The organism is Dysgonomonas sp. UBA7630 (assembly GCF_002483985.1).
GTDB lineage: Bacteria > Bacteroidota > Bacteroidia > Bacteroidales > Dysgonomonadaceae > Dysgonomonas.
This window is the reverse complement of record NZ_DLIY01000037.1, coordinates 7,733-33,953: the sequence shown is the minus strand read 5'-3', so window position 1 is coordinate 33,953 and position 26,221 is coordinate 7,733. Positions and strand designations below refer to the sequence as shown.

The 26,221-nt window shown below is 36.5% G+C and carries 22 protein-coding genes and 1 pseudogene; 7 read left to right on the top strand and 16 right to left on the bottom strand.

What is annotated here, in order from left to right:
- Nucleotides 1–141: 141 nt before the first annotated feature.
- The 6 genes from B3P17_RS14895 to B3P17_RS14870 form a co-directional block, all read right to left on the bottom strand.
- A complete protein-coding gene (locus B3P17_RS14895; RefSeq protein WP_252636504.1) occupies nt 142–630 on the bottom strand; it encodes a pyridoxamine 5'-phosphate oxidase family protein in 489 nt (162 codons plus the stop codon).
- 12 nt (nt 631–642) lie between these two features.
- On the bottom strand, nt 643–1,038 hold the full coding sequence (locus B3P17_RS14890) for a hypothetical protein (RefSeq protein ID WP_252636503.1): 396 nt from the start codon (nt 1,036–1,038) through the stop codon (nt 643–645).
- 16 nt (nt 1,039–1,054) lie between these two features.
- Entirely contained in the window at nt 1,055–1,987 is a 933-nt protein-coding gene (locus B3P17_RS14885; RefSeq protein WP_252636502.1) for a DUF3316 domain-containing protein, read from the bottom strand.
- Nucleotides 1,962–4,694: a DNA gyrase/topoisomerase IV subunit A gene (locus B3P17_RS14880; RefSeq protein ID WP_252636501.1), complete on the bottom strand. Its 2,733-nt coding sequence runs from the start codon at nt 4,692–4,694 to the stop codon at nt 1,962–1,964. Before B3P17_RS14880 ends, B3P17_RS14885 begins: the two co-directional genes overlap by 26 nt.
- Before the next feature lie 261 nt (nt 4,695–4,955).
- Nucleotides 4,956–5,738 carry a TIGR02757 family protein gene (locus B3P17_RS14875; RefSeq protein WP_252636500.1) on the bottom strand — a complete coding sequence of 261 codons (783 nt, stop codon included), beginning with the start codon at nt 5,736–5,738 and terminating at the stop codon, nt 4,956–4,958.
- Nucleotides 5,739–5,829: 91 nt separating this feature from the next.
- Complete coding sequence (locus tag B3P17_RS14870) at nt 5,830–6,267, bottom strand: PepSY-like domain-containing protein (protein WP_252636499.1); 438 nt, start codon at nt 6,265–6,267, stop codon at nt 5,830–5,832.
- 256 nt (nt 6,268–6,523) lie between these two features.
- On the opposite strand from B3P17_RS14870, the gene B3P17_RS14865 reads away from it, so the two are divergent.
- Both B3P17_RS14865 and B3P17_RS14860 read left to right on the top strand, forming a co-directional pair.
- Nucleotides 6,524–7,393: a mechanosensitive ion channel family protein gene (locus B3P17_RS14865; protein WP_252636498.1), complete on the top strand. Its 870-nt coding sequence runs from the start codon at nt 6,524–6,526 to the stop codon at nt 7,391–7,393.
- 130 nt (nt 7,394–7,523) lie between these two features.
- Nucleotides 7,524–9,209: a tetratricopeptide repeat protein gene (locus B3P17_RS14860; RefSeq protein ID WP_291106090.1), complete on the top strand. Its 1,686-nt coding sequence runs from the start codon at nt 7,524–7,526 to the stop codon at nt 9,207–9,209.
- Nucleotides 9,210–9,278: 69 nt separating this feature from the next.
- On the opposite strand, the gene B3P17_RS14855 is transcribed toward B3P17_RS14860, so the two are convergent.
- Nucleotides 9,279–9,977, bottom strand: coding sequence for a carbonic anhydrase (locus tag B3P17_RS14855; RefSeq protein WP_252636496.1), 699 nt, complete (start codon nt 9,975–9,977; stop codon nt 9,279–9,281).
- 198 nt (nt 9,978–10,175) lie between these two features.
- On the opposite strand from B3P17_RS14855, the gene B3P17_RS14850 reads away from it, so the two are divergent.
- Together B3P17_RS14850 and B3P17_RS14845 are read left to right on the top strand one after the other, a co-directional pair.
- Nucleotides 10,176–11,129, top strand: coding sequence for an aldo/keto reductase (locus tag B3P17_RS14850; protein ID WP_252636495.1), 954 nt, complete (start codon nt 10,176–10,178; stop codon nt 11,127–11,129).
- 74 nt (nt 11,130–11,203) lie between these two features.
- Entirely contained in the window at nt 11,204–11,971 is a 768-nt protein-coding gene (locus B3P17_RS14845) for a M15 family metallopeptidase (protein ID WP_252636494.1), read from the top strand.
- Nucleotides 11,972–12,061: 90 nt separating this feature from the next.
- Here the strand turns inward: B3P17_RS14845 and aspS are convergent, their stop codons facing one another.
- The 4 genes from aspS to B3P17_RS14825 form a co-directional block, all read right to left on the bottom strand.
- Nucleotides 12,062–13,816, bottom strand: coding sequence for an aspartate--tRNA ligase (aspS, locus tag B3P17_RS14840; RefSeq protein WP_252636493.1), 1,755 nt, complete (start codon nt 13,814–13,816; stop codon nt 12,062–12,064).
- 19 nt (nt 13,817–13,835) lie between these two features.
- Nucleotides 13,836–14,126 carry a putative quinol monooxygenase gene (locus tag B3P17_RS14835; RefSeq protein ID WP_252636492.1) on the bottom strand — a complete coding sequence of 97 codons (291 nt, stop codon included), beginning with the start codon at nt 14,124–14,126 and terminating at the stop codon, nt 13,836–13,838.
- Nucleotides 14,127–14,378: 252 nt separating this feature from the next.
- Entirely contained in the window at nt 14,379–14,792 is a 414-nt protein-coding gene (locus B3P17_RS14830) for a putative quinol monooxygenase (protein WP_252636491.1), read from the bottom strand.
- A gap of 74 nt (nt 14,793–14,866) precedes the next feature.
- Nucleotides 14,867–15,373, bottom strand: a complete 507-nt coding sequence (locus B3P17_RS14825) for a hypothetical protein (RefSeq protein WP_291106082.1) — start codon at nt 15,371–15,373, stop codon at nt 14,867–14,869.
- A gap of 372 nt (nt 15,374–15,745) precedes the next feature.
- Between B3P17_RS14825 and B3P17_RS14820 the strand changes: the two genes are divergently transcribed.
- On the top strand, nt 15,746–16,336 hold the full coding sequence (locus B3P17_RS14820) for a sigma-70 family RNA polymerase sigma factor (protein WP_291106080.1): 591 nt from the start codon (nt 15,746–15,748) through the stop codon (nt 16,334–16,336).
- A gap of 135 nt (nt 16,337–16,471) precedes the next feature.
- Nucleotides 16,472–16,846, top strand: a complete 375-nt coding sequence (locus tag B3P17_RS14815; protein ID WP_291106078.1) for a DUF805 domain-containing protein — start codon at nt 16,472–16,474, stop codon at nt 16,844–16,846.
- 164 nt (nt 16,847–17,010) lie between these two features.
- On the opposite strand, the gene B3P17_RS14810 is transcribed toward B3P17_RS14815, so the two are convergent.
- The 5 genes and pseudogenes from B3P17_RS14810 to crcB all read right to left on the bottom strand — a co-directional run bounded on the left by B3P17_RS14810 (nt 17,011) and on the right by crcB (nt 24,593).
- On the bottom strand, nt 17,011–17,406 hold the full coding sequence (locus B3P17_RS14810) for a DUF1573 domain-containing protein (RefSeq protein ID WP_006842670.1): 396 nt from the start codon (nt 17,404–17,406) through the stop codon (nt 17,011–17,013).
- A gap of 126 nt (nt 17,407–17,532) precedes the next feature.
- Nucleotides 17,533–18,208 (bottom strand): annotated as a pseudogene (locus B3P17_RS14805) (murein L,D-transpeptidase catalytic domain-containing protein).
- Nucleotides 18,205–18,411 (bottom strand): hypothetical protein, encoded by a 207-nt coding sequence (locus B3P17_RS14800; protein ID WP_291106076.1) that lies wholly within the window; start codon nt 18,409–18,411, stop codon nt 18,205–18,207. Before B3P17_RS14800 ends, B3P17_RS14805 begins: the two are co-directional and overlap by 4 nt.
- 14 nt (nt 18,412–18,425) lie before the next feature.
- The gene (locus B3P17_RS14795) at nt 18,426–22,706 is read right to left on the bottom strand and encodes an MG2 domain-containing protein (protein ID WP_422653403.1); all 4,281 of its coding nucleotides are present in this window, start codon (nt 22,704–22,706) and stop codon (nt 18,426–18,428) included.
- 1,530 nt (nt 22,707–24,236) lie between these two features.
- Nucleotides 24,237–24,593 (bottom strand): fluoride efflux transporter CrcB, encoded by a 357-nt coding sequence (gene crcB / locus B3P17_RS14790; protein ID WP_252636487.1) that lies wholly within the window; start codon nt 24,591–24,593, stop codon nt 24,237–24,239.
- A gap of 198 nt (nt 24,594–24,791) precedes the next feature.
- On the opposite strand from crcB, the gene B3P17_RS14785 reads away from it, so the two are divergent.
- Entirely contained in the window at nt 24,792–25,691 is a 900-nt protein-coding gene (locus B3P17_RS14785; protein ID WP_291106072.1) for a GLPGLI family protein, read from the top strand.
- Nucleotides 25,692–26,221 lie beyond the last annotated feature (530 nt).

Here is a 26,221-nt window from a genome sequence, read left to right as displayed (position 1 = left end):
TTTATAAAGTTGTGCAAAGCTAATCACTTTCTTTGAAAATCTATTTGAGAGAAAGTATAATTTAGCGATATTTTACTTTTCCCGATCTCCTCTATCTTGCTGCTATGAGGTACATATAGCTGAGCTTGGGTAAAAAGAAATTCAATGTGGACTATATTTTGCTTTGGCTGTTATGTGTTCTATTTCTATTTTGAATGTCGCTGTACGGCTCCACGATTTGTCTATGTATTTTTCTCCTATTTCTTCAAAGCCTTTTGAATATTTATTTACCAATAGCCTGAGAGCTTTTCGTTTTTCTTCATCAGATAGATTTATATCAGCTTTACCGTAGGATATAACACTTTCGTATAAGGTGGTGAATTGCTCGGCAATGGGTTTTGTTACACCTACTACACAAAATGATACCTTATTGTTTTGTTTTATCAGGTCTAGTTTCTGACCTTCGGGAGCACAATGAAAATAAAGAGTATTGGCTTCTTCATCATAAACATAACTGATTGGGATGCCATAGCCATATCCATTCTCGGATGTTCCTAAGCTGAGAAATCCGTATTCGGATATGTTCAATAGTTCGCTTATGCGAGCTTTATCTTCAAGTATTCTGTTTTGTCTTCTTACTTCTCTGAACATAATAGTCTAGTACTAATTGTTTAATCTTTTATTTATGGCTTTGTCTACCATATCGGAAATGAACACATGTCCAAAAACTCCCAATCCGATTGTTGCTTCTTCATTATTCCAGAAAGCTTTTGTTGTAGAGAACAGGAAATAATTATTAACAGAGATATGATTATTCACCAATGCGTCTACACTCGGATGGCGGCCTACATATCCCGAACCCGAAGGGTCAGGTGGAAGCACAATGCTGTTTATTTTATGTTTAACGGCTTCTCTGTGTTTCTCTTCATCCGGGTTTGTAATAAAGGCAATGAATAAGATGATAAAAAGAAGATACCTCTTTTTAAATAGATGTGAGCCCTTTCTAGGTATCCTGTTAGGATCTTTATATCTTTTCTCTATTTCTTTTATATCTCTCATTTAAGCCTTTTACTGCTTATTCCCCATTCCAATAGTCGATGCGAGCTTTTTCTTTTGGTTTCTTTACTCCTTCTATAGGGAATCCAATCACAAAGCTGTTTGTATACTGATGTGTTTGTATATCATTTACTTTAGTCTGATACCATGAGCCCATATACCCCACTCTGATTGTATATTTGTTTATTGGGATATCTATCGATATGTAGTTGCGCAATGCTCGTTGATTGTGATAGGATGCGAAATTGACAAGTCCGACAGAGTTGCCTAACGAAATCTCGTAGTACGATTGTCCGTATTTAGGAGAGAACAATATTCCCATAAACGGAGAATCTATCTGCCAACGCACAGCACCCCATTTGAATTTATATGAGGCGGTAACAGACATATTGAGATTGGAATATGTACGGGCAGAAGCTGGATTATTTCCATTTCGTTCATTGTACAATACACCGCCATTTATATCCCATAGTCCTCCCAGCCCGAGACGGAAGTTGTCGGTATTATACACCATATAATGACCGCCTATCCTATAGCTAAGAAGTGCCCAGTATTCCGATACATTTTTTGCAGGATTATCTCCTTTCGAAAGATCCAGTTCGAATATCTGCTGTTTATAGAACTTATAATCAAACCACGTCGTACGGCGCATTTGTTCATACATCAGATGAATAGAGAAACCCTTATACTCTAATGGCGATAGGTATGTATCATACATGTTAGCAGAGCCGATAGAGACAGATAGGGCGTTGTTCGTTCTTAAAGGTATAGGAACCCCTAAAGAGGAATCATCGATAACTGTCGTTCTCTTTTGAGGGGCATAACCTTCAATTTCTACTGAATCAAGAGCATGTGTTTTATCAACAAGGTTTTGAGCTTGTAAATTAATAAAAACGCATACACTCAGAAATAATAGAAATATATATTTACTCTTCCTCCTCCTTATCATCATCTTTAAATAACGATTTCTGCCCTGTTATTTCATCCAAAATATCCGAGATAGGGCGATTGTCCACTTCGTCATCATCATCGTCTATCTGTACTTCAAATTTCTTTTCCTCTTCTTCTTCCGGTTCAGGAAAGCGGATAGGTTCAAGTTCTTTGATGTCGCCTATTTCGAATGTCGATAAACGCTTACCTTTAGCCTTGAAGCCTTTTACTGCAATAAATTCATCCGCGTCTATTTCCAAGGCCTCACGATAACTATCGCGCCCGCCAAAAGTAACAAGAATACGAGGATAAACAACGTCTGTAAGAATCTTCAGTTTCGAGTTCGGATTATCTCCAAGGAAATTCTGTTTTTTTGCAGAAGATTCGAATGTAAAGCGTTTCAGATACATAAATTGCTGATCTGCATCAAACAGAACGGCTGTCCAATTTTTATTTACGTCGAATTTCTCGATACGGATGATTCCGGCTTCGTAGTGATTCGTTACATCGAAATTGGAGGTGTAGAATTCTCCATTATCGTGTACAACCAATATTTGGTCTTCGCTTTGGAATTCTCCAAGGAATTTGCCTCTGCCATCATAGTTTAGGCGTAACACATCCTGATCGAACCAAACTTTGCGTCCGCCAAGAGTTGATCCTCCTTTTTGTTTCAGTGATATTTTATGTACTTCAGCTTTCGTTAAGATATTTCCCATAGACTGACGTCCTTTGATGACAATATCGCTAAAGTCTTTTTCGAATACAAGTATTTTTTGACGAGGTTTCGGCTTCAGTATTACTCGTATGGTTTCAGCTTCACCATTTGGGTTTGCGCTGAAATAGGTGATACGAGAACCATCTTCTCCTTGTGTAACATCATATTCCTTGTCACGGGTTATGCCCGTTACGGCAAAACGCTTGATGTATGAAGGGCCATTCTTACCGTGGCGATAGACCACGTTATAGATCGTGCGCTTGTCATTGCGGCGGAAGACGTATAGATAAAGAATGTTTTTACCGATAAACATCTTGTCGCTCACTTTTACAATCTTATATTTACCGTCTTTGAAGAAAATAATTATATCGTCAATGTCGGAACAGTTGCAGACAAACTCATCTTTTTTCAGTGATGTACCGATAAAGCCTTCTTCGCGATTGATATACAGTTTTTCGTTTGCTTCTACCACCTTTGTCGCTTCGATGGTATCAAAGCTGCGGATTTCTGTTTTGCGAGGAAAATCTTTTCCGTATTTTTCTTTCAACATTACAAACCATGAGATCGTATAGTCTACAATGTTTTCTATATTGTGCTTTATTTCTTCTATTTCGTCTTTGTATCTGGCTATCAGCTCATCTGCTTTGTCGGAATTGAACTTGAGAATACGTCCCATCTTGATCTCCATCAATTTGAGTATATCCTCACGTGTAACCTCACGGATAAACTGTTTTGCATATTTAGCCAATCTCTTATCGATATGCTCTACAGCCATATCCATATTGTCAGCATTCTCAAACTCTTTGTCTTTGTATATACGCTCCTCGATGAAAATCTTTTCCAGCGAAGAAAAGTGAAGGCTTTCTTCCAGTTCACTCTTTTGTATCTCCAGTTCTTGACGAAGCAGGCTTAACGTATTGTCTGTAGTATGACGGAGTATGTCGCTTACTGTAAGGAAATAAGGTTTATTATCTTCGATAACACAGCAGTTTGGCGAAATGCTTATTTCACAATCGGTGAAAGCGTATAGAGCATCTATTGTCTTATCGGAAGAGACGCCTGCTGCCAGATGTACCTGTATTTCTACATTCTGAGCGGTGATATCATCTACCTTGCGGATTTTAATTTTACCCTTATCGTTGGCTTTCAAGATCGATTCCACAACAGACGATGATGTTCGTCCGTAGGGAATGTCACTTATAACAAGCGTTTTGTTGTCCAGTTTAGATATTTTAGCCCTAACCTTTACCGATCCGCCTCGCTCGCCATCGTTATACTTGCTGACGTCTATATAGCCCCCGGTTTGAAAATCAGGATAGAATGCAAATTTTTCTCCTTGAAGATGCGCTATGGCTGCATCGCAAAGATCATTGAAGTTGTGAGGAAGAATCTTCGACGAAAGTCCCACTGCAATACCTTCCGCACCTTGAGCTAGAAGTAGAGGGAACTTAACCGGTAGCGTAACAGGCTCTTTATTACGTCCATCGTATGATGGTTTCCACTCTGTGGTTTTGGCGTTGAAAATCACTTCCAAAGCAAACTTTGATAAGCGAGCTTCTATATAACGGGGTGCAGCAGCTCCATCTCCTGTAAATACGTTACCCCAGTTTCCCTGACAGTCTACCAATAAATCCTTTTGTCCCAGTTGCACCAATGCATCCCCTATAGAGGCGTCTCCATGCGGGTGAAACTGCATAGTATGCCCGATGATATTAGCGACCTTATTGTAACGACCATCATCCATGCGCTTCATAGAGTGCATGATACGACGTTGCACCGGCTTGAAACCATCAGATATGTGAGGGACCGCACGTTCGAGTATTACGTACGATGCATAGTCTAGAAACCAATTTTGGAACATACCCGAAAGATGTGTCTGATTGTCAGCTGTATCTTTTATCGGGACTTTATAGTCTGAATGGGATGCTGCATCAGCGTTCTCCAACTCATCATCCAATATTGGTTCGTCGTTATCTAAATTCTCTGGTTCGTCAATAATATCTTCAGGGAGCATATGTGTTTATTGGATTTAATAGCTACTAAAAAACTAGCTCAAAGATAGTTTTTTTTGCTTTGAATTCAAAATGAGAAAGGTGTTGTATATTGCAAATAAAAAAAATACAGAAATTTTATTTGTGTTTATTTATTTGGAATAAAATTGTCATATAATGAGGTCTTTGACATCTATAACAACTGAAATTTGAGAGCAGAAAGGTGACATGAAAAATATGTGTAAAATGTGTCACCTTTGTCACCTTTGTTACTTTTTATGCTGTTAGGGGATAATACATTTTTCTTCAATAGAAATACCAAACAGAGCGAAGTCATATTTGGCAGGGTCGTTGATATCCAGTGTTTTTAGGCTTTCTGTTAGTTCTAGCGCTGCCCTCCAATCTGGTTTGTCTCGTTCCAGCAAGCCTAGCTTACGGGCGGTACGTTCTACATGAAGATCGAGTGGGCAAATCAACTTGGATGGGCTGATTTGTCTCCATAAACCGAAATCGACCCCTTTGTTATCATCCCTTACCATCCATCGTAAGTACATATTCAGTCGTTTGCATGCTGATTTTTGAACGGGGGAGGGGATATGCTTTCGTGTACGGTGAGGTGCATCGGGATGAGAAAAGAAGTATGACTGAAAGTGATTGAGGGCTGTCTCTACATTCATGTTGGAGGAAGGGAAGAAAGCTTCCTCTAGGCTGTTGTATTGAGTGAAGTGCCTTTTCATAAAGTCGATACAGTATAGCAAGTCTGTATCGTTGAATGTTCTGTGTTTAAACTGTAGGAGCTTTTTCAAGTCTTCGTCACTGTGCCCTTGTATGAAGTTGTATGGAGCGTTGTCCATTCTTTCTGCCAACTCTTTACATTTATTGATAATGGTTTTGCGTTGTCCCCAAGCAAAAATAGCAGCAAAGAATCCCATTATTTCTTTATCCTGCTTGCTTGTGAAGCTATGAGGAATGGAAATCGGATCGTTATCGATAAAAGCAGGGGTGTTGTACTGTTCTACTTTCTGGTCGAGGAAGTTTTTGAGATCAAATATATTTATACCTTTCACTTGTCAATTTATTTTGGTAGGACAAAGATATAAAAAACAAAAGAGCAGATACGCCTGCTCTTTGTCTGTTGTATGTTCGATAAGTGCGTGATTATTTATCTAGCCTTATAAATATACCATTCGAATCGAACTCTAGCTCTATATTATTACTTAGGTTAATTTCATAGCCGAAATGTTCTTTGTTTATTTCCACTATGTATTGCGTTGGATAATGTTGTGCTATATAGCTAGGTATCGCACTAGGTAGTAATGCGATGATGTGGGCGGGAATTTGTTGTCCTTTGCCATCTACACTGTCCCACTCTCCGGAGAGTTTAAATTCTATTTCGAAGCCATTAGCCAGATAAACATCATAGCTGTCGTTGTCTTTTTCTACACGTGTGACCTTTTGCGAAGGAAAATGTGCTTGTAAGAAGGCTTGTGCTGTTGGAGGTAAATCGCTAGTTGATAATTTTTTGTCGTCGTCACCACAGGCAATAAAAGCAAGTGGTAGAATAAAAAGGCTGAATGCAAATAATATTTTTTTCATCTTAATTACTGTGTTTAGTTAATTATAAAGTTTATAAATAAAAGTGCGATCAATCTTAAGTGGCTTTTATCTTTATTCATCTCTTTCTCTGTTGAGGAAGAGGATTGTGTTTTCTCAAATATACAAAATCTATTTGAAATAAAAAATTATGTAAAATTCGATTGTTAAAAATCTATTTTAATCCCGAATAAAATGACAATTGTATTGTATAAATATATAATTTTATGCTCGAATTATTGCACTTGTTATATAGTTTATGTTATTAGATATATTTTCTACTGATAGTCTGTCTGTTGTGAATGCAGAAGCCACGGTTTCAACCCTCGATAAGTTGCTTGACTACCTGCTTGATGTTTCGGTGGCGCTAGGTACAAAAATTGTAGCTTCAATTATTGTATTTATTGTTGGTCGCTGGGTGATTGGGTGGATAAGAAAGTTTTTTGATAAGTTTCTACTTCGCCGACGGATAGAGGAAACAGTACGCTCGTTTTTGGATAGCCTGATCAATATTTCATTAAAGATTGTATTGTTTCTTTTTATAGTAAATATATTAGGCATTCAAACTACTTCTTTTGCTGCTATATTAGCTGCTGCCGGATTAGCCGTAGGTATGGCTATGAAAGATAATCTCTCTAATTTTGCAGGAGGTGTGATGCTGTTAATAAACAAACCGTTCAAAGTCGGTGATCGTATTGTTGCCCAAAGTACGGATGGTGTCGTTCAGTCTATTGGAATATTATATACTGTTTTGCTGACAGGCGACAATGTCACTATATTTATACCCAATGGCCCTTTATCTACCGGGAATATAACGAACTATTCGGCTCAGAAACAGAGGCGTATCGACCTCACGTTTAACATTAATTATGGAACAGATATTGACCTTGTAAAAAGTATACTGCTCTCCGTTATTAAAGAAAACAAATCAATTAAAGATACCCCTACACCTTTTGTGGGCGTTACAGATGTTTCCAATGGCGTTATCAATGTAACAATACGGGTATGGGTGAATAGTGAGGATTATGGAAATACAAGTGTCAGTTTGAACGAGAATATATATAAGTCTTTCTCCGAAAAAGGGATCTATACCGCATCAACACTGAGTGTGAAAATGCTGAAAGATTAAAAAAAATTAAAAGTCTTAGGAATATTCAAAATAAGGTAATTGTATTTTATTTTCAGATGGAAATCAAGTAGCTTTGTGATACGAAGAATCGGAATTTAATAAATATATAAAACTAAATTACTTAAGTGTTATGAAAAGGCAGAAACTCATTCAATTCCTTTCGTTAGTAGCCTTTGTTGCTATCATAGCAACATCGTGCGGCAAAAAAACAATGCCTCCTTTGGCAAATTCTTTATTTACAACAAATCCTTCACCGTTAGAATTGGTAGGGACTAAAGTTCCTGTTACAATAAACGGACGCTTTCCTGCTAAATGGTTTGAGAAAAGCACAACAGTAGTTGTTACACCGGTATTGAAGTATGCAGGAGGTGAAACTCTTGGAACTCCTTATACATATCAGGGAGAAAAGGTAGCCGGAAACGGAATTGTAGTGCCTTATGAAGCTGGTAGTGCTATAACAATGAAGTCTGAGTTTGATTATATTCCANNGTTGTTTTTACGCTTCGATTTTCATAGAGGAGGAAAACAAGTAGTTGGCTTTGGCGATGTGAAAATTGCAGATGGTGTAGTTGCAACTCAAGCGCTTGCAAATGCGGGTACTTCAGCTCCTGCTGTTGCTCCTGATGCTTTCCAACGCATAATCAAAGAGGCTTATGATGCTGATATAATGTTCTTGATCCAACGTGCAGAATTGCGTTCTAGCGAATTAAATTCTACAAACCTGAATGCATGGAAAGAATTGGTAAAAGAAGCAGATAGTAACGAGCGTAAGAAAGTAGATGTTGAAATTTCGGCATATGCATCTCCTGATGGAGGGTTCAAGCTGAATGATCAACTAGCTGAAAAACGTGAGAAAAATACAACAAACTATTTGACTAAAGAATTCAAGAAGAATAGTATTGATACTGAAATTAATGCTAAATATACAGCTCAAGACTGGGATGGATTCCAAAAATTAGTTCAAGCATCTAGCTTGCAAGACAAAGATCTTGTTCTTAGAGTATTGTCTATGTATCCGGATCCTGAAACCAGAGAAAAAGAAATTAAGAATATCTCAGTTGTATATTCTGATCTAGCTGAAACTATTTTACCAAAACTTCGTCGTTCTCGCCTTTTGGCTAACGTAGAAATAATTGGTAAGACTGATGAGGAACTGAAAAATATTGCAGTAAGCGGTAATCTAGGAGACCTTACAGTAGAAGAATTGTTGTATGCTGCCAACTTGAATGGTGTATCTAAAGAGAAAGTATACACTTTTGTTACTCAAAAATTCCCTAACGACTATCGTGGATGGAACAACCTAGGTGCATATTATTATAAGAACGGTCAAAACAGCAGAGCTATTCAAGCATTCAACAAGGCTACTGAAGTTTCGTCTCGTGCTGCTGAAGCAAATATGAACTTAGCTTTAGTATCATTGGCTGAGGGAAATACAGCAAAAGCAGAGCAGCTACTTGGTAATGCAGCCGGAGCTAACACGTTAGGTGAAACAATGGGATTGATGTATATCCAAAAAGGAGAATATAACCGTGCAGTTCAATCGTTTGGTAACACTGTATCTAACAATGCTGCATTGGCTCAGATTTTGACTAAGAATTATAGCCGTGCTCAACAAATATTGGATGCAGTACCAACTAAAGATGCTACTACATATTATTTGGCTGCGATCGTAGCTGCAAGAACAAATAGTGCATCAGGTGTTGCCGGAAACTTGAAGTCTGCTATTCAGAATGGAGTTTCTCCTGCAGAAATAGCTAAAGATATCGAATTTGCTAAGTTCCTTACAAATCCAGATATTAAGAATATGTTATTCTAAAATAAAGCATATAATGAAAAAGCTCAGCCGCAAAGGCTGAGCTTTTTTTATGACCAAGAACGAAGATTATTAAAGGTCTAAAAATTCAATCTCTCCCGATTCAATGTGGTAAATAGCTCCCACTATTTGAATCTTTCCCTCGTTATATTTTTCTGATAATATAGGTGTAGATTCTCTTAATTGCTTTACTCCATGTATAACATTCGCTTCGATAGCCTTTTGGTACTTATCCGAACCTTCTGTTTTGAAGACTTCGTTTTCTTCATCTTCACTGTTTAGCTTATTTACAATAGATTCTATATGACCTAATTTTTCGGCATGATCCGCATGCTGGTGATCCGGATTGTGCTTGATATCCATGAATGCTTTCACTGCACCACAGCTAGTATGTCCTAAAACAACTATAAGTGTTGAGCCAAGATGTTCTGCTGCATACTCGATGCTTCCTTCTTCAAAGTCAGCCATAACATTGCCGGCTGTACGGATCGAAAACAGATCGCCGAGTCCTTGGTCAAATATGATTTCAGGAGATACTCGGGAATCGGAGCAGCTGACAATGACCGCAAAAGGTTGTTGCCCACTTTTTAGTTCGTTAACTCTAGCCATATCCTGATGTTGGTGTAATGGAGTACTTGATACAAAACGGAGGTTTCCTTCTTTAAGCAGAGTTAATGGGCTTTGATCTACTTCTTGAGCATAAGCAGAAACTGTAATCAAACAGAGCGTTACAGCTGTTAAAGTTAATTTTAGATAGTTTATAATTTTCATAAATGTTATGTATGTTAAAAAATCGGGTAAAAGTATATAAAGATTCCGCTCATAATTCTTTTCGATTATGGAAATATTAATGCTCCATTGTTAAATATTATGAATAGATAAGAGGTAAATAGTGTTGTCTAAAAATTTAATAAATACGAGAATCCTAAAAGAAAATAAACTATCTTTATTCAAAATAAAACGAAAACGATGAAATATAACTTTTGCGGAAACAGTGGTTTACAACTTCCTGAAATTTCATTAGGGCTGTGGCATAATTTCGGAGATGTAGATGATTTTGAAGTAGCTACATCCATGATTTTACATGCCTTTGATAGTGGTATTACACATTTTGACTTAGCTAACAACTACGGCCCACCTCCCGGAAGTGCAGAAGCTAATTTTGGAAAAGTGTTAGCTAAAGAGCTTAAAGGACACCGAGACGAGCTTATTATATCATCAAAAGCAGGTCACTTGATGTGGGATGGCCCTTATGGTGATGGTGGTTCGCGAAAGTATATTATGGCAAGCATTGATCAAAGCCTGAAACGTACCGGCTTGGAGTATTTTGATATATTTTACTCTCATCGGTATGACCCTCAGACTCCGATAGAAGAAACCATGCAAGCTTTAGTCGATATTGTTCGCCAGGGGAAAGCTTTGTATGTAGGTGTATCAAAATATCCTCCGCAGCAATTGATAAAGGCTTATGAAATATTGAAGTCACAGCATGTGCCTTGTTTGATTTATCAGGATAAGTATAGTATGCTTGTTCGCAATCCAGAAATTGAACATATGGCTATCAATAAAGAATATGGAGTAGGATTTATTGCATTTTCTCCATTAGCGCAAGGGTTGCTTACGAATAAGTACCTGCATGGTATTCCTGAAACATCCCGAGCTCACAAAAGCCATGGTTTTTTGCAGGAAAGTGAAATTACTCAGGATGTGATAAAACAGGTTTCTGCATTGAACGACTTGGCTCTACAGCGTGGTCAAACTTTAGCAGAAATGGCTCTAGCGTGGCTGTTGCATAACGAACAGGTTACATCTGTCATAATTGGGACAAGTTCTTTGAATCAGTTGAAAGATAATCTGAAGGCAAAAGATAATGCAAACTTTTCCGCCGAAGAGCTGGCCTTGATAGAGAAAATACTGAAGTAAAAAACATCTGTTTTTAATTATAAAAGAAGGATATATTATCATGATATATCCTTTTTAATTTTTATCTTTAGTATATGAAAAAGACAGTTATAGTCCTGCTCTTTCTCTTCATTGCCGGAATAAGCTTTTCTCAGAATAAAGATCAATATCCCGTAGCTGTATATAAGCTAATGAAGGCTTATCCCGAGAGTATTGTGGCTTTTGATAATTCTAATATTGCCTTAAAAGACGGAAGAACTATCAAATATAACGAAGGAGGAACGAAGGCTCACTCCGATCTGATGAACAGTTCTGATTTAGGAGACATCTTTATATATCCTTACATCAAAGGAAAGGTTGAGAATATTTCTAAGAATTACGATCCGGGACGAATAAGAAATGAAGAGCTCTTAAAGTTAATGTATGGGGCTACTTCAGCGGAAGTACAAGCTAATTTGGTTACTATCACTTGGTGTCCAACGCTTGTAAACCAGACTCTGAGAGTAACGAAGATAAATGGTGTTGCGAAGCAATTGCAGAAAATATCAGACGAATTAGATAAACATCCCGAATTGCGAGAATATCTGTATAGCTCGGGCGGATTTAACTGGCGAAAAATAAGAGGAACAAACAGGCTGAGCAGCCATAGTTTTGGTACTGCTATCGATCTGAATGTGAAATATTCAAACTACTGGCAATGGGACTGTCGTTGCAAATCAGAAGATGCAACTTTAGTATATAAAAACAGAATACCTCAACTTATAGTCGATATATTCGAAAAGCATGGATTTATTTGGGGTGGCAAATGGTATCATTATGATACAATGCACTTTGAATATCGACCGGAACTTCTTATCGACTGAGACTATCCAACCGACAACAACAAGTGTTTTAAAACGAAAAAGCGCTCTAATTATCAAGTTAGAGCGCTTTTGACTTATATAGGATATGTTTTATTCCTTTATTTCTACTTTCAAATTCAGCTCCTCAAGTTGAGCCGGATCAAGAGTTGCCGGAGCATCTATCATCATATCACGTCCTGAGTTATTCTTAGGGAATGCAATACAATCACGGATACTATCCAATCCTGCAAACAATGAGACCAAACGATCTAGTCCGAATGCAAGACCTGCATGTGGAGGTGCACCATATTTGAATGCATTCATCAGGAAGCCAAACTGTGCCTGAGCTTTTTCTTCAGTGAAGCCAAGTATTTGGAACATTTTATTCTGTAGCTGACTGTTGAAGATACGTACAGATCCTCCCCCTACTTCTACGCCGTTGATTACCATGTCATAAGCGTTGGCGCGGACTACTCCCGGATCACTATCAAGCAAAGCTATATCTTCTTCTTTAGGACTTGTAAACGGATGGTGTTTTGCAAAATAACGTCCCAGCTCTTCATCTTTCTCTAAAAGAGGGAAGTCGATTACCCATAAGCAGTTAAACTGGTTCTTGTCTCTTAGCCCAAGCTGTTCAGCGACTTCTAGACGAAGTTCTCCTAGCTGTTTCTGAGCCTTTTCTGTTTCACCACAGATAATTAGTATAAGGTCTCCGGGCTCTGCCTGACAGCGTTCTGCCCACTTCTTCAAATTCTCAGGATTATAGAACTTATCTACAGAAGATTTCAATGAACCATCAGCTTCGTAGCGAGCATATACAAGCCCTTTTGCACCTATCTGCGGACGTTTTACATAGTCGGTCAAAGCATCAATCTGCTTGCGGGTATATGAAGCTGCTCCTTTAGCGCAGATAGCTCCTACATATTCAGATGAATCGAATACGACAAAGTCTTTACCTTCCGTCAAATCTTTTATTTCTACGAATTCCATACCAAAACGTGTATCCGGCTTATCAGAACCGTAATACTTCATGGCATGAGCATAAGTCATACGAGGAAAATCAGGAATGTCAATTCCCTTTACAACTTTGAACAGATGTTTTGTTAATCCTTCAAACATGTTCAATACATCCTCCTGATTAACATACGACATCTCACAGTCGATCTGAGTAAATTCAGGTTGACGGTCTGCTCTCAAGTCTTCGTCACGGAAACATTTAACAATCTGGAAATATCGATCAAATCCCGAAACCATCAATAATTGTTTGAATAATTGCGGCGATTGTGGAAGTGCATAAAATTCACCCGGATTCATACGTGATGGTACAACAAAGTCACGTGCCCCTTCGGGAGTAGAACCAATAAGAACAGGCGTTTCTACCTCAAGGAATTGGCGCTCATCTAAATAACGGCGTGTTTCGAATGCTATTTTGTGACGAAGTTCAAGATTTTTTCTTACCACATCGCGACGCAAATCGAGATATCGGTATTTCATTCTTAAATCATCGCCCCCATCAGTATTGTCTTCTATTGTAAATGGTGGAGTATCTGATGTATTTAATATTACAAGTTCGTTAACGATAATCTCAATATCGCCGGTAGACCTGTTGGGGTTTTTGCTCGAACGCTCCTCTACTTTACCCGTCACCTGCAATACGTATTCACGACCTATCTTATTCGCTCGCTCGTACAAGTCGGCATTGATATCTTTACTGAATGACAATTGAGTAATACCATAACGGTCGCGGAGGTCGATAAATGTGACTCCACCACCAAGCTTGCGAACAGCGTTTACCCATCCGGCTAACGTTACTTCTTTGTTAACATCTGCAAGAGTTAATTCTCCACACGTATGATTCCTATACATATATATTATTTGATGATATTTAATACACTTTTTTGATTATATCTACAGATAGGTTATCCACCTTTCCTTCTATCGCTTTTACAAAAGCCTTGAAATGATCCGTATTATTGTGCTCATCTATTGCAGCCTGAGACTTCCAAACTTCCAGAATTGTATACTTTAAAGGGTTCTTTACATCTTGATGCAAATCGTATGAGATATTCCCTTCTTCTTTACGTGTGCCATCTACTACATTTTGAAACACTTTTTCCAATTCTTCCTGAAATTCGGCTTTAACTACAATTACAGCAACAATCTTCAATTCTGTCATAGCTTTTATTCTTTTATAATCTTTAAGGTTACAAAAGTAACAAAAGTAACAGATATAAGTATATTTTCTGTTTGTTACTTTTCTTGTCTCGCTTTGTTTTTATGTCTTTTGAGACATCAAGTATTTACTCCATTCTTTCTGTATCACTTTGTCTGTCGGCTACCTATCTGTTATATCAAAGATCTTTATATTAGACAATCTTGTTATCTAAAAATACAAATCTAAGATATCTCTAAAGGAAGGAGTAGATGTTTAATATACCAACTTTAATATGCTTACTTCCGATTTTTCTATCATACCTTTCGAAGCTTCTTTAAATGTTTTAAAGTGCTCGGTGTTATTATGATAATCTATAGCTGCTTGTGATTTCCATTCTTCAAGCATTACAAATTTTGTAGAGTCGCTAATATCTTGATGCAGATTATAACTGATACAGCCATCTTCTTCTTGGCTACCCTGAACCAATGTCTGAAAAATGGGTAGAATTTCTTTTATAGCCTCCGGTTTAACGGTCATTATTGCAACTATTTTGAGCTCATCTCCTGTTCTTTCGTCTTCCATATCCGATTTTATTACAATAGTATCGTCTTGTCCTGTCTGCGTCTTATGTGTACAGCCAGCTATTAGGATTAATCCTAATAATAAAGGAAATATAATTTTTTTCATAATCTGTTTTATATTTATAGTTCTGTTTTTATCTTTCAGAAATTTATACTTAAGCCTTTCCTTAGTTGAACTTCTTATTTAAGTTTCTTTCTTATTTCTTCTTCTAATTTACCTTTCTCTATTGATTTTTCTAACTTCTCCACGCTTCCATCTTTTTTCAGATATCCTCTGTTTTTTCGATAAAATGCTGCAACCGTTTCCAAAGCAGCTTTTGTACATAGGATATTATCTTTTGAGTAGTTGTTATCAAAAGAGTATCTAATCCAACCCAACATAAAAGGCATTAATAGTTCTGGATTAACTTTTATGAAATCTACAACTCGGCTATCTACTCCCACACTAACATTCGGTGTACCTGTAAGCCAGGCCATAAAAAAGGCATTTGCTTCTTGTCTTTTGATAGGCTCTTTTCCTAACGGCGTGTCTAATAACCAGTTTATAGTCTCTTTTACTTGGGGTTCGTATGTCGTATAAGCGTCTTTACTCTCAAATTTATAATTCTTAGGAACTTCATATCCCTGAGCTAATAATCTTGTAGCTAAAACCGTAAATACTGCAATGAGTAACAGATGTCTTTTCATAATGATTAGTGTTTAATAGATTTCTATACAAATATATACAATGACGTTAATAGAAAATATTCGAAAGCTAAAAAACTTTCTCTTTTTTTTATAACATCCCAATTTATTGTTCGAATCTTATACACTCGTAAGCGTCTTCTATTTTGATATGGATAAAACTGTCTCTTTTTTTATTTTCGTATCGATCAGCATGACGACAAGTAAGACTACATTTGACGCGCTCTGGTCTTATTGTTAAATATTCCTTCTGTATTTGTAAGTTTGGTAAATTTATTCTTTATTTGCATCATTAACATAGTTTTATTTATAAACCTCAAAAAAATCAACGCCTATAGAATAGACATTACTCTAAATTTTTAAATATAAGAGATAATGGAAACATTAATTACTATGACTGATGAACAATTGGTCTGTGATTATTCTAATGGCAACAATCTTGCTTTTGATATTCTGCTAGAACGTCATAAAAGAAGTGTATATAATTACATTTTTTTTACTGTGCGTAATAGGGAACTTGCAGAAGATATTTTCCAAGAAACATTTATAAAAGCAATCGTTACTATCAAGCAGGGACGTTATACCGAATTAGGTAAGTTTCGTGCATGGATTTCTCGGATAGCTCATAATTTGATTATTGACCATTTTCGTCAGGAGAAAAACGAAAATACGGTATCAAATGACGAGGCTCCGGTTGACTTATTAAATAACCCTACACTATGTGATGGCACTATTGAGGACGAACTGATCAAAGTGCAAATAACATCCGATATTAGAAAGTTAATATCTTTCTTGCCTGAAAATCAGCGCGAGGTTTTAGAAATGCGCTATTACCAAGATCTTAGTTTTAAAGAAATAGCAGACCAAACAGGGGTTAGCATCAATACGGCGTTGGGCCGTATGCGCTATGCTATTCTTAATATGCGCCGTATGGCAGAAGAAAATAACATTGTTCTTACAATGTAGTATTTTATTAAAGTAGTTTTTTTAGGTGAGAAAGGAAAAAGATGTGTTATAAATAACATTTCTTTTTCCTTTCATTTTCAGAATATTATATTATTTTTATCCCATATTTTTTAATACTATAAAAACAATAAAATTATGGGATGGTATCTGAAAGTATTGAAGCAGTATGCTGACTTTAGCGGTAGGGCAAGGCGCACGGAATATTGGATGTTTTATCTTTTCAACTCTTTTATTCCGATAGGTTTGATGATTATTGGCGGCATATTATTCGCCATGAACGAATCTTCAATTCCTTTTATAATATGTATGGTACTGGTTGGTTTATACAGTTTGGCTGTTTTTATACCAAGTTTAGCAGTTACGGTCAGAAGGTTGCATGATACAAATCATAGTGGCTGGATGTATTTTGTTTCACTTATACCTCTAATTGGTGGTATTTGGTTGTTAATCCTTCTTTGTACTGATGGCACCCATGGACAAAATCAATACGGACCCGACCCCAAAGAGTAATACGTAGATTCTATTTAAAGCTTCCGATGGTTATAAATAAAATGTTTGTGAAGCTAATAAAATACTAAAACAAAACAGGAGAAAGACTAGTCTTTCTCCTGTTTTGTTTTTAATTGTTTTATAGGTTCTTAGCTGTTTATTGTACTATGCCGGAACCTATTATTTTATTTGTTGCGAATAACTTCTCCTTTGATACGAACTTTGTAAACCGAATCAGGAACGTTTGTAAATACTGTAATTTCTTTAGTGAAAATTCCCGGACGACCTGTTGTCGAATAAGTTACTTTTATTACCCCTGTTTTTCCAGGAAGAACCGGTTCTTTTGTGTAGTCTGGAGTTGTGCATCCGCATGTTGTTTGTACGCGTTGAATTAGAAGAGGTGCAGTACCTGTGTTTTTAAACGTAAACTCGCAAGTAACAGAACCAGCACTTTCATCCACTTTTCCAAAGTCGTGTACATCTTTTGTAAAGACAGCCTTGGGAGCTTTATCTCCATTTTGAGCCATCATAAAGCTGGTAGATAATACCAAAGCCAATAGTATAAAACCAATCTTTTTCATATACCTAATTTTCTTTATTTTACTTTAAGTTATTAACTATGTAGTTAGGCATTAGCTATAACCGTCTTACAAAGTTAGTAATAAATATGACTATTTTTTAAGAATTTAGCAATATTTAGTATTGTGCTAATTATATATCCATAACAGTAGAGGCTTTTTACTCTCTTTGAGTAAAGCATCGCATTTGCGCATTACCTCATTATTTATTACAGGACATCCTTGACTCCAACCTAATGGCAGATGATTTGGGTAAACTTCTTTATTCGCAACCGGATTGTGCGAATGAAGCACTATGATCCGTTTGAATGCATTACTATTGGTTTTTTCTAAACCATGCAGTTTGTAGTGTACATTTACCCCAAGTGCTGTATGATCGTGCTCCTGTTTTATATTTACCTAATGAAGAACAATAGCTGCCCTCAACATTACTGAATACGGGTTTAGACTGTGTGCTTTTCTGTCCGTATCCATGACAACAAAGACTTTCGTATTTTATGCTGTCTTTTGTAAAATCCCATATAAAGAAACGATTCTTGCCCGAGTGTATACTGAAATCAATCAGTATACAGTGTCTCGAGCTTAGTCCTTGTTGTTTACTATATACTTTGGCCTCATCTGCCTTTGCTTTAAGCCTTGCATAAAGTTTTTTTCTTTCTTCTTTCTTTTGTTTCGATTCCGAGGATTCTACTATTTCCCTTTCTTCGCTTTGTTTTGTCGATTTATTATTTGATTTATAGCAAATGAAAGATACGAAACCGGTAAAAAGCAATATTACAGCTATTATCGGAAGATATTTTTTCATTCTTTTTCTTTTACAGTTATTTTTATTCCGGCTGTATGCGATACAAATTCAGGCGCATACATACATTGTATTGTTGTTATTCCATTAGCGTATTCTCCTATACGGTTTACATATACAGGGTATTCAAATACATAAGTTCCTTTTGGCATAACATCGAAGTAGAAGTTAGTAGATGCATCTTTTGACGTTTGGTAATACATCAATCCTTCATTCCATTTTATACCCGAAATCGTTTGAATGGGTTCGAAACAAGAAGCCCGCANNCTGTTAGGCGTACTACTACTTTATCTCCCACAGCAAGTGGATTGTTCTCTGTAATTTGACTTAAAGATTTACCTGTAGCTGTGTTGATTTCTTTAAATAACTGTTTCTCTACATTTAAGTCTCCTTTATGTGCTGTAATCTTATCCAAGCTTTCATAATATTGCCAGTATAAAGCTCCATAAGCCGGACGGGTATCTGATGTTGTCACTTCTACTTTACCCATTTCGTTTTTTATCTCGGCTTTGTCCCATACTTTCTTGAAGTAGCCTGTTCCGGCTTCTTTGTTTTCGGGCTCTATTTTCTTATTTCCGACAGAGATCACAGGCGTTTCTTCACTTGCAAACCATTCTGAACCCGTGCTTAACAATGCACTGATAGCGTCTATCGAAGCATGCGTTGATTCCCATATCTGAGTTCGTTTCTGATTTATCAGCCATCGCTTCAGCATATCCATTTCCTCTTGCGATGAACCAACTTCTTGCAACGCATCCATTAGGAAAGTATGTACACTGATTGGAGATAGAGACATAAATACCTGATTGCGATTATTTGGCCAATACATACCTGCCTTTTCATTTTTAACAGCGTATTCGCGTATTGATTTGATAATCTTGTTTGCAAGTTCTTTCTCTCCATTTCTTTTTAATACAACCGAAAGAATAGACTTTTCGTACAAATCGAGTTTTTGCCAGTTTTTACTTGCAACATTCGTATAAAACCTTTCGGCGGCACGTGTTGCCTGATCAATCGGTATGTCTCGGTAGAATGAGCGGACATAGGCGTATTCTAACTGATTGGTCGACACAGACGTTGTTTTCTCCCAATTCTTATTATTCTCTTTCAGCTTTTCAAAATCTTTCAATATTTGACTATCAATAAATTTGAGAGCATTCATTTGCATTTCCTTCACATCTTCATGATATTCTACCTGCCCAACTAGCTGTAGTTTAGCATAACCATACAAGATATACTGGGTAACAGAACGGCTAGGGTACATCCCTTTGTACCACGACCATCCTCCATCGTTAGTGTTTTGTAGGTCTTGCAGTTTTTTTGTAGCTGCATTGGTCATCTGTTTTGTATTATTCAGATCAAATAATAAAGAAAGACGTTGCATTTGTTCTGCTTCGTTTTTGGCATCCAGCACCCAAGGTGTTTCTTCTAACAGTACATTCTTCAACTCTTCATCTTTCTGTAGTTTCGATACGAATGTCTGTTTATCTCCTCCTTGTTTCTTCCATGCTTCTATCATAGAACCCACTTTCGGATATTGACGGATGATAGAAGAACCGAGCGTATTCACATAATAACTAGCAAACCAGTTCACCGCATTTTCACTTGTCGGATTACTGAATGAAGGCAGTGCTTGTATGGCATACCATGCAGGATTGGATGCATATTCGAGTGTTAGCCTATAGTTACTAGCTGTAGATGACGTATTATTGTATAATTTATCGAAAGTAAATGTATTCGTGCCTGCTTTTGTAACATCGATAGGCATGCTTTCTGTCACCATCATACGGTTTGATAGTACAGCCAAAACATGTTGCTCTCCATCACTGAATGTTTTGTTTTGTGCTACAATGCGGCAACCGATTAGTTCAATGCCTTCGGGTACATCAAAAGTCCATTGTGCAGAGGTTGATGCACCCTTGTCTACAGAGAATTTTTGATCTTGATTTGGAATTCTGAGATCAATCGCTTTATCTGTAGCAGGATCGAAGAATTCTATTCTTACATTTCCCGAGATGGCATTTTCTGACAAATTGGATATTTTGGTAGAAATACTAGTCTTATCACCCTGACGAACAAAGCGAGGCATATTCGGTGTCACCATTAGTTCCTTTTGTGTTATCACAAATTGCTCCAATGTTCCTACTCTCGAATTCTTGTCATGTGCCAACGCTCTGAAACGCCATGTTGTATTGCTTTCGGGTACAGTGAACGATATCAGCGTTTCGCCTTTTTCGTTTGTTCTTAATTGAGGATAGAAAAATGCGGTTTCATTGAAGTTTTGACGGATTTGAGGTGTGGGTGCATTGTTCTCTTCATTGACAGTTTCCACTTGTCTAGTGATCGAGTCTGCTGCGAAATAACCATCCAGACTTTTTGATTTTGCTTGCTGTGGAGTAAGAGCTGGTACTACCCCCATGACCATACTTTCATTTAATACAGCCATATCTGCTGCAAATATCCCGTCAGAACCTATACCGCTAGAGGTGATAATTCCGATACTTTGATTACTTTTTTCATAAATATATTCCTCAAAAGATTGATTGATATATCCAAACCAATTTAGTTGGTCAAATCTTCTCGCTGGTGTTTTTTCTTCAGACGTATTCATTTCTGCCACATATAACGAGCCTGCATAAAACCACTTAGATTGATCTACATTCCAATAGCGTGATGGATAGTCGAACGAAATAGGATATATTGCTTCTCTTCCGATGTATGGGCGATTGAAGCTCCAAGCCATATACGGATATAGCTTATCCAGTGATACATCGTACATAGATGCCAACACTTCGGCTATAGAAGGGGTATTGGTTGTATCTTTTACGCTGATTGTCCATGTCTCTGCCTGTCCGGGACGTAGTTTATCACGGAAGACCTCAAGTTTAAGATTTAACTTCGTATCGTTTTTTTCGGTTTCTTTTGCTAGTAATACATTTTGATTGTATAGCTTTCCATCTTTTACAAAAGTAAATGACATGTATATCTGATCTTCATATTCAGCCTTATAAGCAACAGTGAACAATTGATTCGCCTCACTCATTTTTATGAAGCGACGTTCAAATACTTTTTTATTGTTATTTAGTTGGTACAATACATATATATCTTTGTCTGATACTCCGAATATAATCTCAGCCGGCTTGTTGGGACTAAAAGATGTATTCTTTTTTACAAGCCATTCATTTGTCTTTATCGGCGGTTTTTTGTCGCTAAAGCTGTATAAAATAAAATTAGCCTTTTCTTCTATTTCATTATTCTTACTATCAAGGGCTTTTACTTTTAATTGATATTTACCTGAAGGCTGACTTTGTAAAAAAGACTTTAATTTAGCTTGTTCTCCTGTTTCAAATCTGCCGTCAAATATTTTCTTATTGATAGAATCTTTTTCCGATAAACTATAAAGAATATAAGTTCCGGATGTCTTAATGTCTTCCCCTTGTAAATTTTTTGCACCTATATTTATTTTATCATTTCCCGATTTTTCTATCTGGCTAGGTATGTCTATATTGATAGCCATCGAGATATTACCAACGTTAATGAAGTATTGGTTCGACTGAGTCTCTCCATTTACATCCGTCACTGTTGCTGTAACTTCAAATGTGTAATTCTGTTGATTGAAAGGTGTATATCTTTTTTCATCTGAAGGCTGTGGGGTAAACACAACCTCGAATGAACCATCGTCATTTGTTTTTACCACACCATCAGCAAAAGGAGCTTTATAGCCTCTTCCCCAGCGCCAGATGTCTAGCTGTTTGCGCGTTATGGTGTAGTTTACATCCGTTTGTTGGAGGCTTACACCTGAATAGTTTTTTGCATAACCTTTCAGTTTTATTTCTTCTCCGAAAGCATAAGTTTCTTTTAATTTATTAAAGGTGATTTCAAAGGTAGGTCGTTTGTACTCTTCTACATTGAAATAATTAGTTCCTGCTCCGCCGTCGGTTACCATTATGCTATATTGACCTAATAAACCCGATTGCGGTAAGATAAATTCTCCTGATGCAGAACCGAATTCATTTGTGATGATCTCTTTTTCTGTAACCGTTTCATTATTCGCATCCAGTAACTCTATTGTACAAGTCTGATTTGCTAATACTTTGGACTCTTTATCGATTACGATAGCTTTGAAATAAACAGTTTGCCCGGGGCGGTATATGCTTCTGTCGGTAAATATATTAATCGTATTTTCTTGGGTGCTATAAGGAACTGCACGTTCCCATCTATACGAGTTGGAATTCAAATTCTCGGCTTGCAAACACGAGTCTGCGCCAAGTTCTACTTTGTATTTAGCCACAGAGTATAGATCTTTGATATCACGCGAATCTATGAATGTTGCGATACCTATTTCATTTGTTTTTAATGTAGCTAGTAATATTTTTTTATCATCCTTTTTTCTGACTATAGAATGTATTTTTACTGTAGCATCTTTTATAGGCTTGCCCGAATTTCGGTCAACTACAAATATTTCATATTCATTCTTTGCGCTATTGCGAGAGAATGTCATTAGAGAAGAAACAATAAATTTGAATTGGTTGTCATCCCACCTATTATAAAGAATATCTTCTTCTTCGCCTTTTGGTATTTCTTTGTTAAGTTCTTCAATAGTTCGAGTTGTGAATATGTACTCACCTGGTTGAAATTTTCCTATATTCAAATCTAATGTATCAGCGTTGTATGTTGTTTTAGATGTCAGATTCGGTGAGTATTCTTTTATTAAGGAATATTTTCCATTTAATTTCCTCAATAGTTTGAATGGTGCAATGCTATCTGTTTTTACATTTTTATATTCTACTTTTAGTGTGATTTCCTCATTCGGATATTGCAGATTTTTACCATTGACTAGAAGGATTGGAGATTCAAGAGCGTTCAATTGTTGTCGTAAAATTCTCACTCCATACGATTTAGGATATTTGTCTAATCCTTTTTTCAACCATGCATATATGATTTCATTTCTTTTAGCTATGTCCATACCATCCGCTCCGTAATTATAAGTATCAACTATTTTAGCTATTATTTCGGAACAGTTTTCGTCTGATTCATATTTTTTCTCAAGGTTCAAATATGTATCCAATATGTCTTTTGGCGTAAATGAATTCGACTTGTTTTGAGTAAAAGTTATCTTACCAATCTCCATTGATATGATTGTTGCAGTCATATTTCTATCCAATAGATCTTTCAAATATTGCTGATAGTATATATATGCAAGCATTCTATTACCCGAATCTGACTTCATATTAAGCTTAACGAACTCATCAGCTGGGAGGATTAGTTGTTTGATGTCTAAACCTATAAGGGTAGGGTCAAATTCACTGTTATCAATATTTTGTATATTCTCTGCTATCTCTATGGCTCTTTTCATCAAGAAGTCATACAATGTGGGAAATCTTTCAGTATCCTTACCAAGGTTGATTATATCATCATATTCTTTTGTTGTATGTTTTTTTAGTGTTGCATTATCTGCAACTGAAAGCTTGAGATGATCTGCAATTTTATTAACAAATATATTTCCTGTCCATTCTTTTATATCATCCGGAATTACATCAGAAAGGTTGGTACGTCTATTGATCTCCCAGCTATTTGCATTGTAATAGTCTAGATAAGCTTCGGCAAGCATAGAGTTTAAGAGTGCTTTTTCTGTAGTATCATTCGACTGGTTTAGAAGCTGCCCGAGGTCACTTAATATACCTTCATTATCTCTAAAATCGATTTCTTTTTTGAACTTATTCTTATATATAAGTGCCTTTATTACTTGTGTATTGTTCTTTTCGGCGATTGCCATCTTCAGTACATCATCTACCGACTGTAATGCAGATTGGGGTAAGTCTTCAGATGCAAGTTGCTCTATGTTTTTCCATTCATTTTCATATTTATTGTTAGAAGTTTGTGATCTCATAATGCTACTTAATGAAAAGAATAAAAGAATAAAGAATAAATGCTTTTTCATATTATTATGTTTTGTATTTCTTATTAATATATTATAGATGAAAAGGAGGTGCCAAAAGCACAATCAAAAAAGTTAAATATATATAATGTGTTATTTTGTTAGGTACATTCCTAGCCAAACGGCAGATATTCCGATAACACAGCTTGCCAATACATAAACAAATGCCAGTATTGATTGGTTGTTGTTTGCCAATGTTAAAGTTTCGCTAGCAAAAGTAGAGAATGTAGTAAAGCCTCCGCAAAATCCTGTAATAAGTAGCATTCGTAAATTATTAGAGGGAACCAGATTTGCAAATAAGCCGATACAGAAGCATCCGAGGATGTTGATTAGAAATGTAGCTAATGGAAAAGGAAATGGTTCAATCCTTACGATAAAGGTAGATGTAAGAAATCTCAATATACTTCCTACAGCCCCACCAAGTCCTACTAGTAATATTTGCTTAATCATTTTCCAAAATTAATTCAATATTTTCTAACTTTTTACTTTTAGAGTTGATAAATGGAGGTACCTAATATATTTCATAGTCCAGTCATTCTAAGCAGCGAAACTTTTATTTTGGAATTTTGTCTATTTTATTAGACCTAAATATTGTTTGTCTAATTTTTTAGACTATATTTGTCGGAGAACTTTAAAAAAAGAAATAATATGAAGAAGATATTTGTTTTGTTGATCCTTCTATCTGCTTGTATGCAAGCTTTTTCACAGAGTATATCTGCAAGTAATGTGAAAGTTGTTAAGCTTGATAAAGGTAATGTTTCATCCGAAAGTCTTGATGAAGCTGGTATTCGTTGCTACTACAAGTTCGTGCAGCCGGTAACGATAAGTCAGAAAACTGAACAGAAGATAGACACTCTAACACTCGATATCGGAGCAAAAGTGTCCCATTATTATGATGCTACGAGAGCTAAACGCGATTCGATTTTTGGTGATTTTATGAACAACAAGCTCAATCCGGCAACAATACAGAGTATTTCGGTTGTGAAGAATGGAGATATGTCGTCGTTTGATAGTAACGTGGGGACAACATTCGAATCGAAAGAGAAAGGAGAGACTGCACATTTGTATAAAAAGAAGCAAGTCGGCGAGATTATAATTATAGACAGATCCGAGGATACTCCTAATAAATATAAATGTATAGATAAGGTTTCTCATCAATGGGATATAAAAACGGATACCTTGACTATTTTGGGCTATTTGTGCCAGAAAGCGAGTACAACTTTTAGAGGCAGAACGTATGAAGCCTGGTTTACCTCTGATATTCCGGTAAACGATGGTCCTTGGAAATTTTATGGACTACCCGGGCTGATTTTAAAAGTAAATGATACCGAAAATATTTTCTCTTTTGAGATTATAGGTTTGGAGCATTTAACCCCAACTGTAGAAATTTTATTGGCAAAAGAGGATTATATCAACGCCAGCCTTAAGGATTTAGATAAGCTCAAAAAAAAGAGATCCGGGGGGATGGCAGTGAATGTTAATGGAGGCAATGTTATAATGGTTCGCAAAAAGAATAATAATGAGTACATATCATTAGAAAAGGAATAACCGGTTGTATGATGTGAAATAAAATATGAAAAGATATTTTTTCCTCCTTCTTATTTTAATTTCGGCTATTGCTCAGGCTCAAACTATAATAACCGGAATAGTTCGTGATGAGAAGCGTAATCCTATAACAGACATAAATGTAACCTTGCAAGAGAAGTCGGGGCGATTGACTCTTGGCTTTGCTATGACAGATGTGAAGGGTGCATACAAGCTCGAATATAAAGGCAAGGCTGATAGTATTGCAATTACTGTATCTGGCTTTAATGTGCAGAAGCAAACTAAGATTGCCGCAAACAGGGATCAGAATATAGATTTTTCTATAGAATCGGCATCAATTTTATTGAACGAAGTGAAAATAACACCTCCTAAAATCAGGCAAGCGGGTGATACGTTGAATTATCTTGTAGAAAGCTTTTCAGATCTTAATGATAGAACAATCGGTGATGTGCTGAAAAAGATGCCCGGAATAAAGGTTCAGGAAAATGGCGCGATTTTATATCAGAATCGTCCTATAAACAAATTCTATATAG

What these genes read in the sequence shown, in the direction of transcription:
- B3P17_RS14895 (WP_252636504.1), bottom strand. Translation starts at nt 630, where the DNA reads ATGTTCAGAGAAGTAAGAAGACAAAACAGAATACTTGAAGATAAAGCT.
- B3P17_RS14835 (WP_252636492.1), bottom strand. Translation starts at nt 14,126, where the DNA reads ATGACAGAATTGAAGATTGTTGCTGTAATTGTAGTTAAAGCCGAATTT.
- B3P17_RS14855 (WP_252636496.1), bottom strand. Translation starts at nt 9,977, where the DNA reads ATGAAAATTATAAACTATCTAAAATTAACTTTAACAGCTGTAACGCTC.
- B3P17_RS14785 (WP_291106072.1), top strand. Translation starts at nt 24,792, where the DNA reads ATGAAGAAGATATTTGTTTTGTTGATCCTTCTATCTGCTTGTATGCAA.
- B3P17_RS14870 (WP_252636499.1), bottom strand. Translation starts at nt 6,267, where the DNA reads ATGAAAAAAATATTATTTGCATTCAGCCTTTTTATTCTACCACTTGCT.
- B3P17_RS14815 (WP_291106078.1), top strand. Translation starts at nt 16,472, where the DNA reads ATGGGATGGTATCTGAAAGTATTGAAGCAGTATGCTGACTTTAGCGGT.
- B3P17_RS14865 (WP_252636498.1), top strand. Translation starts at nt 6,524, where the DNA reads ATGTTATTAGATATATTTTCTACTGATAGTCTGTCTGTTGTGAATGCA.
- aspS (WP_252636493.1), bottom strand. Translation starts at nt 13,816, where the DNA reads ATGTATAGGAATCATACGTGTGGAGAATTAACTCTTGCAGATGTTAAC.
- B3P17_RS14850 (WP_252636495.1), top strand. Translation starts at nt 10,176, where the DNA reads ATGAAATATAACTTTTGCGGAAACAGTGGTTTACAACTTCCTGAAATT.
- B3P17_RS14825 (WP_291106082.1), bottom strand. Translation starts at nt 15,373, where the DNA reads ATGAAAAGACATCTGTTACTCATTGCAGTATTTACGGTTTTAGCTACA.
- crcB (WP_252636487.1), bottom strand. Translation starts at nt 24,593, where the DNA reads ATGATTAAGCAAATATTACTAGTAGGACTTGGTGGGGCTGTAGGAAGT.
- B3P17_RS14820 (WP_291106080.1), top strand. Translation starts at nt 15,746, where the DNA reads ATGGAAACATTAATTACTATGACTGATGAACAATTGGTCTGTGATTAT.
- B3P17_RS14810 (WP_006842670.1), bottom strand. Translation starts at nt 17,406, where the DNA reads ATGAAAAAGATTGGTTTTATACTATTGGCTTTGGTATTATCTACCAGC.
- B3P17_RS14890 (WP_252636503.1), bottom strand. Translation starts at nt 1,038, where the DNA reads ATGAGAGATATAAAAGAAATAGAGAAAAGATATAAAGATCCTAACAGG.
- B3P17_RS14830 (WP_252636491.1), bottom strand. Translation starts at nt 14,792, where the DNA reads ATGAAAAAAATTATATTTCCTTTATTATTAGGATTAATCCTAATAGCT.
- B3P17_RS14845 (WP_252636494.1), top strand. Translation starts at nt 11,204, where the DNA reads ATGAAAAAGACAGTTATAGTCCTGCTCTTTCTCTTCATTGCCGGAATA.
- B3P17_RS14885 (WP_252636502.1), bottom strand. Translation starts at nt 1,987, where the DNA reads ATGATGATAAGGAGGAGGAAGAGTAAATATATATTTCTATTATTTCTG.
- B3P17_RS14880 (WP_252636501.1), bottom strand. Translation starts at nt 4,694, where the DNA reads ATGCTCCCTGAAGATATTATTGACGAACCAGAGAATTTAGATAACGAC.